This window comes from Actinomyces minihominis (assembly GCF_900187855.1).
In the GTDB taxonomy this organism is placed as follows: domain Bacteria; phylum Actinomycetota; class Actinomycetes; order Actinomycetales; family Actinomycetaceae; genus Scrofimicrobium; species Scrofimicrobium minihominis.
This window is the reverse complement of record NZ_FYEG01000004.1, coordinates 75452-89068: the sequence shown is the minus strand read 5'-3', so window position 1 is coordinate 89068 and position 13617 is coordinate 75452. Positions and strand designations below refer to the sequence as shown.

At 61.2% G+C, this 13617-nt stretch carries 9 protein-coding genes; 6 read left to right on the top strand and 3 right to left on the bottom strand.

Translation table 11 applies throughout. The annotated features are described in order from the left end of the window. Positions 1-139: 139 nt before the first annotated feature. The gene (ligA, locus tag CS903_RS05830; protein WP_099332616.1) at positions 140-2509 is read left to right on the top strand and encodes an NAD-dependent DNA ligase LigA; all 2370 of its coding nucleotides are present in this window, start codon (positions 140-142) and stop codon (positions 2507-2509) included. Here the strand turns inward: ligA and CS903_RS05825 are convergent. After that, the gene (locus tag CS903_RS05825) at positions 2506-3735 is read right to left on the bottom strand and encodes a phospholipase D-like domain-containing protein (RefSeq protein WP_099332665.1); all 1230 of its coding nucleotides are present in this window, start codon (positions 3733-3735) and stop codon (positions 2506-2508) included. The genes ligA and CS903_RS05825 overlap by 4 nt on opposite strands. 105 nt (positions 3736-3840) lie before the next feature. On the opposite strand from CS903_RS05825, the gene gatC reads away from it, so the two are divergent. The 4 genes from gatC to CS903_RS05805 all read left to right on the top strand — a co-directional run bounded on the left by gatC (position 3841) and on the right by CS903_RS05805 (position 8724). Then, positions 3841-4143, top strand: coding sequence for an Asp-tRNA(Asn)/Glu-tRNA(Gln) amidotransferase subunit GatC (gatC, locus tag CS903_RS05820; protein ID WP_099332615.1), 303 nt, complete (start codon positions 3841-3843; stop codon positions 4141-4143). Continuing rightward, positions 4143-5681, top strand: a complete 1539-nt coding sequence (gatA, locus tag CS903_RS05815) for an Asp-tRNA(Asn)/Glu-tRNA(Gln) amidotransferase subunit GatA (RefSeq protein WP_099332614.1) — start codon at positions 4143-4145, stop codon at positions 5679-5681. Before gatC ends, gatA begins: the two co-directional genes overlap by 1 nt. 13 nt (positions 5682-5694) lie before the next feature. Beyond that, positions 5695-7179 (top strand): Asp-tRNA(Asn)/Glu-tRNA(Gln) amidotransferase subunit GatB, encoded by a 1485-nt coding sequence (gene gatB / locus CS903_RS05810; RefSeq protein WP_099332613.1) that lies wholly within the window; start codon positions 5695-5697, stop codon positions 7177-7179. 105 nt (positions 7180-7284) lie between these two features. After that, positions 7285-8724: an NAD-dependent malic enzyme gene (locus CS903_RS05805; RefSeq protein WP_099332612.1), complete on the top strand. Its 1440-nt coding sequence runs from the start codon at positions 7285-7287 to the stop codon at positions 8722-8724. A gap of 22 nt (positions 8725-8746) precedes the next feature. Here the strand turns inward: CS903_RS05805 and CS903_RS05800 are convergent, their stop codons facing one another. Both CS903_RS05800 and CS903_RS05795 read right to left on the bottom strand, forming a co-directional pair. Further along, positions 8747-9754 (bottom strand): Dyp-type peroxidase, encoded by a 1008-nt coding sequence (locus CS903_RS05800; protein WP_099332611.1) that lies wholly within the window; start codon positions 9752-9754, stop codon positions 8747-8749. A 123-nt stretch (positions 9755-9877) separates the two neighbouring features. Continuing rightward, the gene (locus CS903_RS05795) at positions 9878-11473 is read right to left on the bottom strand and encodes an aspartate:alanine exchanger family transporter (RefSeq protein ID WP_099332610.1); all 1596 of its coding nucleotides are present in this window, start codon (positions 11471-11473) and stop codon (positions 9878-9880) included. A gap of 406 nt (positions 11474-11879) precedes the next feature. Between CS903_RS05795 and CS903_RS05790 the strand changes: the two genes are divergently transcribed. Further along, positions 11880-13616 carry an acetolactate synthase large subunit gene (locus tag CS903_RS05790; protein ID WP_099332609.1) on the top strand — a complete coding sequence of 579 codons (1737 nt, stop codon included), beginning with the start codon at positions 11880-11882 and terminating at the stop codon, positions 13614-13616. The last annotated feature ends 1 nt before the right edge of the window (position 13617 follow it).

Below are 13617 nucleotides of genomic sequence, written 5' to 3'. Positions count from 1 at the left end.
CTAAGCATCCGCGCCCAAGCGCCCTCGCCGAAATAATCGATGCCGCACTGTGGGAAGCAGTATCCCAGTGGAACTGGGGACAAACCGCCCCACTCGATCTTCCAGTTCAGTCGCACTGCCCATCTGCGAGAATGGGCCCATGGAAATGGACAGCGAAGTGACTCAGGCTGAGCAGCGGTGGGCCGAACTGGTTGAAGCCATTCAGGATGCTCGCGAAAAGTACTACAACCTCGACGAACCCACGATTTCGGACGCCCAGTACGACGCCAACTACCGCGAACTCGAAGAGCTCGAGGCGCGGTTCCCGGCCCTGGCAACGGCGGACTCGCCGACCCAGTCGGTAGGTGGTTCACCCCAGGCGACATTCGCCCCCGTGACCCACTCTGTCCAGATGGCCAGCCTCGAGGATGTCTTTTCCTTCGAGGAACTCGGCGCCTGGTTCAACCGGGTGGAAGCCCGCTGGGTCGGGGAAAAGATCCCCATGACAGCCGAGGTCAAGGTCGACGGTCTGGCGGTCAACCTGCGCTACGAGGACGGCGTCCTCATCCAGGCTGCGACCCGTGGTGACGGTTACGTCGGTGAGGACGTGACAGCCAACGTCCGCACCATCAGGTCGGTTCCAGGGCGACTTCATGGCGCCCCCATCCCCGCCGTTATCGACATTCGCGGAGAGGTCTACTTCCGCCTTGACGACTTTGAGCGGGTCAATGAGGAACTGCTTGAGGCCGGAAGGAAGACCTTCGTCAACCCACGCAACGCTGCCGCGGGGTCACTGCGTCGAAAGGACGCTGAGGAGACGGCCAAACTGCCGCTGTCGTTCGTTGCTCACGGCATCGGCGACGTGCAGTGGGGCGGAATCGAGGACGTGGACCAACCCCACTCCCAGTTTGAGTGGTACCACCAGATCCGGGATTGGGGGGTTCCGGTGGGTGAGCACACCCGGCTGATCAACTCCCTTGAAGAAGCAACGGATGCCATTCGGTACTTTGGTGAGGAACGCTCTAACTTTGAGCATGAGATTGACGGTGTGGTCTTCAAGGTTGACAGCCTGGTTCGGCAGCGGGAGATGGGTTCCACCTCCCGCACGCCGCGGTGGGCGGTGGCCTACAAGTACCCGCCGGAAGAGGTGTTCACCCGCCTCCTCGACATCCAGGTTCAGGTCGGACGAACCGGTCGCGTCACCCCGTACGCAATTTTTGAGAAGGTGCTGGTAGCGGGTTCAAACCTGCAGCATGCCACACTGCACAACTCGCAGGAGGTGAAGCGCAAGGGCATTCTCATCGGCGACCTCATCGTGGTTCGTAAGGCTGGGGACGTGATTCCCGAGGTCGTGGGACCCGTCATGGCTGACCGGGATGGCACCGAGGTCGAGTTTGTGATGCCGGAGTACTGCCCCTCGTGTGGCACCAAGCTCGCCCCTATGAAAGAGGGCGATGTTGACCTGCGCTGCCCCAACACCGCGGGTTGCCCGGCACAGATTACGGAGCGCCTGATCCACCTGGGGTCGCGCGGCTCGCTTGATGTCGAAGGACTGGGGGCCGAGGCCGCAGCTGCGCTGACACAACCTGAGATGGGACGCGAGCGAGTGGTGGCCGCGCTGGTTGCCGGCCACTCGGTAACACTCGAAAACGGTGAGGTTTTGAGGCTTGAAGACCACGGGGAACTGAGTCACGGGGAACTTTTCAAAGCCGCTGATGCCCTGCTTCCCGCAGCTCAAGCCGGGGTGCTGTCGTCTTCTAAGGACATTTTCAGTCTCGAGGCCGAGGCTCTCAAGGACATCTTCGTCTGGCGTCCGGTTCGCGTCCGGGGTGTTGCCACCGGCGATTACCAGCAGGTGAGGTACTTCTGGACTTCGGGTTACAAGAAGAAGTACCGCTCGGTCAACAAGGTGCGTACCGCCTACTTTGAGTCGATTGACCCCCAGCCTCGTAAGAATGTCGAGGCCATGATCAAGAACCTGGAAGAAGCCAAGAAGAAGCCCATCTGGCGTTTCCTGGTGGCCATGTCGATCCGTCACGTCGGCCCCACCGCGGCACAGGCGCTGGGAGCTAAGTACGGCTCAGTTGATGCCATCGCCTCGGCGACAGTCGAGGACCTGGCAGACACAGAGGGGGTGGGCCCGGTGATCGGCCAGTCTGTGTACGACTGGTTCCGCGTCGACTGGCACCGCGACATTGTCGAAGCTTGGCGCGAGGCTGGGGCAGTTCTGGAAGAGGAGCAGGATATCGAAGAGGTCCCCCAGATTCTTCAGGGCGCAACCATAGTCATCTCTGGGGCAATGCCCGGCTACGACCGTGAGGGGGCTAAGGGAGCCGTGATTGCCCGCGGTGGCAAAGCCGCGTCCGGCGTCTCCAAAAAGACCACCCTGGTGGTGGCTGGTCCGGGATCCGGTTCCAAGGTCACCAAGGCGGAGGCCCTGGGAGTACCTGTAGCAGATCAGACCTACTTTGATCTGCTCCTTACAGACGGGGTCGAAGCCGTGATTGAGGCGCTCGGGGGCGCGTCCTAGACGATGAAGTTGAACGGCCGCACCAGGCGCTCCAGCACCCGGGTGCCGACAGAGCGACCCTGCCATTCCTCCAGGGTCAGCTGGCGTGCGGTCGTCAGATCGTTATCGAAGATGTCCTCCATCTTCTGCGCGAACTCTGGGTCATCAATCTGAACCGTGACCTCGAAGTTACCCATCATCGAGAGACGGTCGATGTTGGCCGTGCCCACGATGGAGCGACGCGCATCTGCGATGACGGTCTTGGAGTGAATCATTGCGTGCTTGTAGAGCCAGATCTCGACCCCGGCCTCTAGAAGCGAACCAAAGAAGGGGCGGGCGACCCAGTCGGCCAAAATGTGGTTTGAGTACTCGGGAATAAGGACGCGCACCTTCACCCCGCGCCTGGCGGCCAGAATCAGCTCCTGCAGGATCTCCCGATCAGGAATGAAGTATGCGGTGGTGATTTCCAGAGACTCCGCGGCACGGCGGAACGCGTCGATGTACTGCATGCGGACGGGGAACAGCAGCTTCGACGGCAGGTTGAAAGCCGCCGTGATCTGGTCGTCCCAAGGGAGCTCTTCGCCCTCGGGCAACATCGGTTGGTCCTTCCCTCGGAAGGTATTCCAGAAGTCGTGGAAGCCAACAGAAAGAATACGAACCGCGGGCCCAATCAGGCGGATGTGGGTGTCGCGCCACTCTGTTCCGAAGTCCTTGCCGATGTTGAACCCACCCACGAAGGCGACTTCGTCATCTACCACGAGGATCTTCCGGTGGTTACGACCCGTCCGGCGCAGGTCGCCGAGAAGCAAGCCCACCCTGATTTCTTTGACGCGGTGAACGTGCAGGGTAGGAAGTTTGGGGAACAGCTTGAGGGCGGGAGCCGACATGAAGGATCCGAAGCCGTCATAGATGATGAAGACCTCGACCCCACGTTCAGCGGCGCGAACAAGTGCCTCTTTGAAGGCAAATCCCACGCGATCTGAGCGCCAGACGTATGTCTCAAAATACACAGAGGTCTTGGCGGAATCGATGGCTGCGATCATGTCCCCGTAGAGGGTGGCACCTTCGGTGTAAGCCTGGAGTCGGGTCTTGCCAACTTCGACCTCTTCCGGCGGCAGGGTGGGAAACCCATGCCGACCACCGGGAATACGGGCTTTACGAACGCGGTCGATACCGTAGATCACCCCGACGGAGCCGAGCTGGGCAACGGTGACAGCCAGCGTGGTCATCTTGGCGATGCGCCACATCCGGGCCTTGGTATCGACGGGGGGCGGGCCGGGGAGTGCCGGCGCTGGTGCTACTTCCTGGGTCATACGCTCAGCCTACGCAATCGGCGCGGTAAACTGGCATGCATGGCAAACACGACAGTCACAAAGGATGAGGTGGCGGAACTCGCCGACCTCGCCTGCATCGCTCTTTCAGAGGCAGAAATCTCCCAGTTAGCAGAGGATCTCACCGCAATCGCAGAGGCGATTGACTCGGTGGCGGCCGCTGTTGAGGGCGATACTCCGCAAACCGGTCTTCCCATTCCCCTCACCAACGTCATGCGTCCCGATGTCATCGGGGGCACGATTGACCGTGAGGTCCTCCTGGCTCAGGCGCCTGCCGCCTCAGAGGGAATGTTTGAAGTTCCGCGAATCCTTGAGGAGGACTGATGACTGACTTGATGAAACTTTCTGCCCTTGAGATGGCAGAGGCGCTGCGTGAAGGCCGCGTCACCTCAACCGAACTGGTAGAGGCATCCTTGGCTCGAATCGAAGAGCTCAACCCAAGCATCAACGCCTTCCTGGCCGTTGATGCGGAAGGTGCTCTCGCCACCGCACAGGAGGTGGATGAGCTGCGCGCCCAGGGCGCCGAGCTGCACCCCCTGGCCGGCGTTCCCGTGGCCGTCAAGGACAACATCGTCACCAGTGGTCTTGAGACCACGGCGGCCTCGAGGATCCTCGAGGGATGGGTTCCCCCCTACGATGCGACAGTCGTGGCACGCCTCAAGGCCGCCCGCCTGCCCATTGTTGGCAAGACCAACCTGGATGAGTTCGCCATGGGTTCGGGCACCGAGTTCTCAGCATTCGGACCGACCAAGAACCCCTGGGACCTGAAGCGCGCGCCGGGAGGCTCCGGTGGCGGTTCGGCAGCGGCGGTGGCGTCCTACATGGTTCCCCTCGCCCTTGGCTCTGACACGGGTGGTTCGATTCGCCAGCCCGCCATGCTGACAGGAACAGTGGGGGTCAAGCCCACCTACGGGCGCATCTCGCGCTACGGTGCCATCGCGCTGGCATCTTCGCTGGACCAGGTGGGCCCCGTAGCTCGCAACCTGGCCGATGCTGCCGCACTGCAGGACATCATTGCCGGACACGACCCGAAGGATGCCACCTCACTGAATGAGGAGCACGGTTCGATGCTCCAGGTCATTGAGACCGCCGGTGGAAAGAATGCCGTTGAGGGACTCCGGGTCGCCGTGGTTAACGAAATCATGGAAGAGAACTACGACGAGGACGTGCGGGCGAACTTCGAGCGCACCCTGGCCGAGCTTGAAGCTGCTGGCGCCAAGATCGTCCACCTCTCGCTGCCATCGATCAAGTACGCCTTTCCGACCTACTACATGATCCTGCCCGCTGAGGCCTCATCCAACCTGGCTCGTTTCGACGGGATCCGCTACGGCACCCGCTGGGTTCCGGACAAGCCGAACCCCACGGTCAATGAGGTCATGGCCTACACCCGTGACAACGGCTTTGGCCCAGAGGTCAAGCGCCGCATCATCATGGGAACCCGCGTGCTTCGTGCCGGCAACTACGATGCCTACTTCGGCGCAGCTCTGCGTATGCGCACCCTGATCCGTGAGGACTTGGAGCGCCTCTTCGAACAGGCAGACGTCTATGTTTCTCCCACCGCCCTCGGGACCGCGTTCCCATTTGAGCGTGAGGTGAAGAGCCCTGTTGAGGCCTACCTCAACGATGTCGCCACCATTCCCGCCAACCTGGCCGGACTGCCAGCCCTGTCCATCCCCAACGGAATCGACGCTAACGGCCTGCCCACCGCAATCCAGGTGGTGGCTCACCAGCGCGAGGATGCCCTGCTCTACACGGTCGCCTCAGCTATCGAAGAGCTGGTTGCAGAAGACGTGGTGGCCCCCCGCTACCTCGACGACTACTCGACTCCGGCCCCAGCACGCAACGACTCGGAAGGTAAGTAACTCCGTGGCAAAAATGACCTATGAAGAGGCCGTCAAGACCTACCAACCTACGCTCGGTCTCGAGGTTCACGTTGAACTGAACACGGCCACCAAGGCCTTCGATGACTCACCCCAAGAGTTCCTCGCCGAGCCGAACATGTCGGTGAACGAAGTTTCTGTCGGGCTCCCAGGAACCCTTCCCGTTTTCAACGAGAAGGCCCTTGAGTCGGCGATTCGCCTCGGCCTCGCCCTCAACTGCAAGATTGCTGAAGAGACGTTCTTTGCTCGCAAGCACTACTTCTACCCGGACCTTCCCAAGGCCTACCAGATTTCCCAGTCCTCCGCGCCCATCGCCTATGACGGCTACGTGGATGTCGAGCTCTCGGATGGCGCGACCTACCGGGTTGAGATTGAACGTGCCCATATGGAAGAGGACGCCGGCAAGCTCAACCACGTCGGTGGTGGCACCCGCATCCACGGTGCCGACTACTCCCTGGTGGACTACAACCGTTCCTCCGTGCCGCTGGTAGAGATCGTTTCGAGGCCGTTTACCGAGGGCGGCGAGCGGTCCGCTGAGATCGCCGCGGCCTACGTGCAAACCCTGCGCGACATCTTCCGTGCTCTCAACATTTCTGAGGCACGCATGGAACGGGGCAATGTTCGTGCCGATGTCAACGTTTCGCTGCGTAAGTCCGCGGACGACCCGCTCGGTACGCGGACCGAAACCAAGAACGTCAACTCATTCCGTTCCGTTGACCGTGCGGTTCGCTTCGAGGTCGCCCGTCAGGCGGAGCGCCTGAATGCAGGTGAGTCGATTGTCCAGGAGACCCGTCACTTCCATGAGGCCGATGGAACGACCTCATCCGGTCGTCCCAAGTCTGACGCTGATGACTACCGCTACTTCCCGGACCCTGATCTCCCTCCCATGGTTCCGGACCGTGAGTGGATTGAGCAGTTGCGCGCTGAACTTCCTGAGCTACCCGCGGCCAAGCGCCACAGGCTGCAGGATGAGTGGGCGATGACCGATCTTGAGATGCGCGACATCGTCTCCTCGGGTGCGCTTGAGCTGGTTGAGGCCACCGTCCTCGCAGGTTCGTCGCCCGCCGCCGCCCGTAAGTGGTGGAACGGAGAGATTGCCAAGCATGCCCGCTCCGCGGGGATTGCCCTTGAGGACGCCCCCGTTACCCCGCAGCAGGTGGCAGCGCTCCAGGTGCTGGTCGACGACGGCAAACTGACCGACTCTCTGGCGCGGCAGGCCCTCGAAGGGGTTCTGGCCGGAGAGGGTGAACCCCACGAGGTTGTGGCAGCCCGTGGACTCGAGGTCGTTTCGGATGAGGGCGCACTGCAGGCAGCTGTCGCCGAGGTGATCGCCTCCAACCCGGATGCGGTTGCCAAGATCAAGGCGGGTAAGGTCCAGGCCATCGGCGCCCTGGTCGGCGGGGTCATGAAGGCCACGCGCGGTCAGGCTGATGCCGCCAAGGTCAAGGCACTGATTGCCCAAACCCTAGAGGTCGAGTAGCGAAGGGGGTCCGACATCACGCAGCGTGGTGGTCGGGCCCTTTTCGAATGTAGCCATTAGCAAACACCAACTTCATTAGCAAACACCAACTTAAGGAAGAAGAACATGCCTGTTTCTCCGTCCTACACCGCGTCTTATCGTCTTCTGGTCGATGAGTCTCAAACCCGGGTGGCCGCCATCGTTGATGTGGCAACCCGCAGTGGCGCCAGCATCAAGGGTTTGGACGTGGCCGAAACCGAAGGCGGGTTCATGGTGCTGGACGCCACCTTTGACCTGCGCGATTCAGAGCACCGCCGGGAGATCCGCAAAGTCTTGCAAGAAATGCCGGGCGTGAGCGTAAAGACAATCGCGGACCAGACATTCCTAGACCATATCGGCGGGAAAATCTCGGTCAGTCCGCGCAGCCCACTTCGCAATCGCGACGACCTTTCTCGGGTGTACACCCCCGGTGTGGCGCGGGTGTGCAAGTCGATTCACGACGCCCCTTCAAAGGCACGCTTACTAACTATGAAAGCCAACACGGTTGCCGTGGTCACCGATGGAAGTGCTGTCTTGGGACTGGGAGATATTGGACCGGAAGCAGCCCTGCCCGTGATGGAAGGGAAAGCGGTTCTCTTCAAGCATTTTGGGGACGTGGACGCCTGGCCGGTCGTCTTGGATACTCAGGACACGGAAGAAATAATTTCCATCGTCAAAGCACTGGCGCCCGCCTATGGCGGAATCAACTTGGAAGACATCGCCGCACCGCGCTGCTTTGAAATCGAAGAGCGCCTGCGGGAAGAACTAGACATCCCGGTCTTCCATGACGATCAGCATGGCACGGCAATCGTGGTGTTAGCCGCCCTCATCAACGCCCTCAAAGTCACGGGCAAGAATATTGAGGACGTGCGTATTATCGTGTCAGGGGTTGGCGCCGCCGGCTCGGCGATTATCCGCCTGCTCCTCAAAGCGGGGGCCGTGGATATCATCGGCTACGGCCGCGACGGAGCCCTGTCACGGGACACCATTGGCGACGTGCATGAATCCCGCCGTTGGCTGGCTGAAAACACCAACCCAAACCTGGTGAAAGGCTCCCTCAAAGAAGGGCTGGTCGGCGCGGATGTCTTCATCGGCGTCTCCCGCGGCGGCATCTTGGGCGGGGACGACATTCGCCAGATGAACGAAGGCGCGATCGTTTTCGCCCTCGCCAATCCGATCCCCGAAGTCGACCCGTGGGAGGCGAACCGTTACGCGGCAGTGGTTGCCACTGGACGCAGCGACTACCCCAACCAAATCAACAACGTTTTGGCCTTCCCCGGTCTGTTCCGCGGCGTTCTGGACGCTTTGGCAACCGAGATTACCGAGGACGTCCTGCACGCCAGTGCCACCGCTATCGCCGGGGTCATTGGCGAGGACGAACTGTCGGAAAACTACATTATCCCCGGGGTCTTTGACGACCGCGTTTCCCCGGCGGTTGCCCACGCCACCAAGAAAGCTCTCGTGGGCGCATCACACGTACAGATCGCCCCGCAAGAAGACTTGGGGGCGATTACGTACTCCGGTTAGACGGGACTAGGTAGCCGGGGTGTTAGGGCAGGGACGTAGTTCCATCCCCAATCACCCCGGGGTTACCACTGGGAAGCACTTCCATAAAGTCCAGGGGAAGCGCGAAGAACACCGCGCCGGTCACCGCAGTCGAAAAGTCGAGTATTTGATCGTACTTGCCGGGTGGGTTACCGATAAACATGTGGCGAAGCATCTCTTCGGTGATTTGCAGGTCGCCCGCGTAAGAGATGAAGTAGGTGCCAAACTCGCCGGCCGCGGGGGAGCCGAACGGCATATTGTCCCGCACAATGTCCTGCTCCACACCCTGAGCATCGTCGATCGTGTTCAGCGTTTTATGGGACTTTTGCGCGTCCCCTTCAGCGTCGGGTAGCTCGATATTGGTGACTTTGGTCCGCCCAATAATTGTCTCTTGCTGCTCGGTGGTGAGGTTGTCCCACGCGGTCAGTTCATGCAGGTACTTCTGCACCAAAATGTAGGATCCGCCCGCCCATTCTGGTTCCCGGTCACCAATGATGCCCGACCGGACTCGCTTGCGGCCCACCGGGTTCGCGGTTCCATCCACAAAGCCGAGCAGGTCGCGGGCATCAAAGTAGCGGAATCCGGTTACTTCGTCGACAACTTCCACCATTCCTTCCAACTGGAGTAGCAAGATGCGCTCCAGTTCGAAGCACAGATCCGGGGTGTCGGCGCGGATGTGGAAGAACAGGTCACCGGGGGTGGATACGGCCGTGTGCTTGTCGCCTTGCACCACCTGCATGGGGTGCAGCTGCTTGGGCATGGGCACCCCTGGGAACAAGTCCGGCCAAATTTGGGCGCCCACACCCACAACTGCGGTGGTGTTGAACGCTGGGTCACGGAAGTTCACGTCTTTGACAAAGTCTTCAAATCCGTTGAGGAACTCGCGAAGCGCTTCGGGAGTGGCGTCGTCGGTGACGGTCATCGTCACAAAGATTGCGGAGTTTGTCAGGCCGCCGGTGACATCCTGCGGATCCGTATAGGGGCCGGGTTTGCTGACAACGGAAGTACTCATGTTTTCTAACGCTTTCTACGCTCACCGCTCTGGTTTGCGGGCGCGTCGGGATAGATGTAGCTGGGTTAGGAACTCTTCAACATTATCAACGGGCAGGCCCGCCCGCTCGCGGTATGGCTGCCCTTACAGGCCGCCCAGCACCTGGGCGACCAGGATCTTCGCAACCATTGCCACGGGGTAGACCAGCGCATAGCCCAGTGCAACGCGAGGATCATCGCCGGTGCGAGCATTGGCGAACGCGAGAACCGCGGGTTGGGTCTGCGCGCCACCGAGAAGGCCGGAGAGGCGTGTGCCACCCATCTTGAACATCCAGCGCATTGTCACGTAGAGCCCGATGGCCATGATGGAGGTGAGGATGATGCCAAGGAGGAGAATCTTGACCCAGGAACCACCGCGGAAGGCCTCCATGATTTGACCGCCTGCCACGGTGCCAGCCTGGGCCAGGAAGATCAGCAAGCCAATCTCAAGCAAAACCTGTGAAGCGGTGAACGGGACCGCGGTGACGAACGGACCAATGCGTCCCAGCTTGCCGAAGATGAGGCCGATGATCAGGGTTCCGGCTGCGGCTCCAATGCTGAATGTAGAGCCACCCCCCAGCGGAATCGCCAGGTGACCGATGAAGATACCGAGGGCCATGCCGAGGCCGAGGGCGATCGGGTTGATATCGGACAGGCCGCGGGCCGAGTCTCCGAAGAACTTGGTAATCTGCCCCATCTTGGAGGTGGGGGCGACGACACGCACCCGGTCGCCCTGCTGCAGGACCAGGCCCGGCTCTCCGACCAGGTCGATGTCACCGCGCCGAACACGGGAAATGGTGGCGGAGTAGTCCTTGGCCATCTCTAGGCTGCCTATGGTCCGTCCCGCCACCTTGGGGTCAGAGACTGTGATGCGACGGAAGTCCAGGTAGGTGCGGTCACGCATCAGTGAGTGTGAGGAGCCGTGTCCCAGTTCCTTCGCCATTTTCGCCACCAGCTCGGTGGGGCCCACCACGGTGATGAGGTCGCCGGGGTCGAGGGTATCCGACATAGCGGGCCGGGTAATCGGTCCGGTTTCGCCGCGACGAAGCCTGGAGAAGGTGACCTTGGCACCCATCTTCTCGTAGAGGTCACCGACGAAGGGGTGGTCTTCGCGTTCGACGCGGACCGTTCGGTTCGCAATCGGGGTGGGGGCATCCTTGTCATTCTTGGAGTAGGCGAGAGCGGCATAGGAGGCCGCGATCATGCCGAGGACGCCGAAGATGTAGGCGATGGAGTAGCCGACTGTGGCCTGGCCCGGGTTCCCGGAGGCATCGCCGGCGGCAGCTAGGGCCGGGGTGTTGGTGACGGCGCCGGCAAAGGTACCGGCTGCCACCGAGATGTCGAGGCCGAAAACTTTGACGCCGACCAGGTAGGCGACGCCACCGGTGATGATGAAGAGGACGACCATGACCAGGATGGGTCCGATGGCGGTCTTGAGGTTATGGAAGAAGGAGTTGCCGGAGTTGATGCCAATAGCAAAGGCGAAGAGGACCAGTCCGAGCGTACCGATGGTGGGTGGCAGGACGAGGTCGACCCCGAGCTCACCAGCCCAGGCGGCTGTCGCCACTGCTATGAAGAGGACGGCCGCCGGTCCCAGCCCGATGCCTTTGATTTTGATGTGACCGAATGCCATACCGACACCGATCAGGAGGAAGAGGAACAGAATCGGCTGTTCCGCGAGGTATTCGAACACGCCAGTCAACGCGAGTCACCTTCTGCCAGTTGGGGGGTTTACAACGAAATTTTACGTTACGCTTCGGCGCCCTCCCCTGAAGAAGGTCCCGATCCGCCGCACCTCACACCGCCGAAATGCTGGTGTTTCCCCTCCCCTTGAGGCCGGGACTGGTTTCGATCAACCCGGATTTACAGGAGTGGAAACCAAAGTGTGAGACACACAGCAGTCGCGCACGTCCTCGCCTAACATGGGGGACGTGAAGAACCTGCAGGCAGTCCTAGCTTTTGCGCTCGTGGTCGTTGTACCCGGGCGTGCGGCGCCTGCTGTCTAACAGATGGTCCGCACGCCTAATACCCACGCATTACCTATGCGGGGGTTTTTTGTTGCCAGGACCAACTAGGACGGAGAACAGACCGTGACTAAAAGCCAGACCATGACGGGGGCGGAGGCGATTGTTCGCTCCCTCGAAGAGCTGGGGGTGAAGGAAGTTTTCGGTATGCCGGGCGGCGCCATTCTTCCCACCTACGACCCCCTGATGGATTCCAAGATTCGCCATATCCTGATTCGCCACGAACAGGGTGCGGGTCACGCAGCTGAGGGCTATGCAATCACCAGCGGTCAGGTTGGGTGCGCCATCGTCACCTCCGGCCCGGCTGCCATGAATGTGATGACAGCACTTGCTGATGCCAACCTTGACTCGGTTCCGATTGTGGTTATCACGGGCCAGGTTGGCGCCTCTCTGATTGGCTCGGATGCTTTCCAGGAAGCCGACGTGGTGGGGGCATCGATGCCGATCACCAAACACTCGTTCCTGGTTACCAGTGCCGCGGAGATTCCCTCGCGCATCGCCGAGGCCTTCCACATCGCTGCTACCGGTCGTCCCGGTCCCGTCCTTGTTGACATCACCAAGGATGCCCAGACTTCGGAGCTTCAGTTCTCCTGGCCTCCCGCGTTCGATATTCCGGGTTACAAGGTGCCGACCAAGCCGTCGCAGAAGCAGATTCGCGCAGCCGCAGCCGCGATCGCCCAGTCCGATGCGCCCGTCCTTTACGTCGGGGGTGGCATCATCCGTTCCGGAGCTTCTGACGCCCTGATGAAACTGGTGGAGCTGACCGACGCCCCGGTTGTCACCACCCTTCCCGCACGCGGCGCCATTCCTGACAGCGACCGCCATAACCTCGGCATGCCCGGTATGCACGGCACAGTCGCCGCGGTTGGCGCGCTGCAGAGGGCGGACCTGCTCATCACCCTTGGGGCCCGCTTCGATGACCGCGTCACCGGGCGCCTCGACACTTTTGCCCCGAGGGCGAAGATTATCCACGTCGACATCGACCCGGCTGAGATCTCGAAGAACCGCACCTCGGACGTCCCGATTGTCGGTGACCTCAAGGCCGTGATTGAGGGCCTCAACAAGGCCCTGCCCGACGCACTTCCGTCGACCTACCGTGAGGACCTGTCCGGCTGGTGGCGCTACCTCGACCGACTGCGTGAGTCCTACCCTCTGGGTTGGACGGATCCAGAGGACGGGCTGATGGCACCGCAGTACGTGCTCTCACGTCTCTCCGAACTGTCGGGCCCGGACGCGATCTACACCACGGGCGTGGGCCAGCACCAGATGTGGGCCGCTCAGTTCCTGAAGATTGAGAAGCCGCGCCACTTCGTGACCTCAGCCGGCCTCGGCACCATGGGCTACGGTCTGCCAGCGGGCATTGGCGCCAAGGTGGCCAACCCGGATAACACGGTGTGGGTGATTGACGGCGACGGTTCGCTGCAGATGACACTCCAGGAGTTCGCCACGGCCGTCACCAACAACATTCCCGTCAAGGTCGCCCTCATCAACAACACCGTCCTCGGCATGGTGCGGCAGTGGCAGAACCTGTTCTACGGGGAGCGCTACTCAAACACCGACCTCAATGTCGGCGTGGAACGTCAGGTTCCCGACTTCGTTGCGCTGGCGGAGGCCTATTCAATGCCGGCCCGCCGCGTCGAAAAGGAAGAGGACGTTGACGAGGCGATCAAGTGGGCCCTGTCGATCAACGACCGTCCGGTCCTGATTGACTTCAGGGTTTCAAAGGACGCCATGGTTTGGCCGATGGTGGCTGCCGGAGTTTCAAATGACGACATTCGCTTTGCACGTGGCATTGCACCGATTTGGGATGAGGACGAGTGAG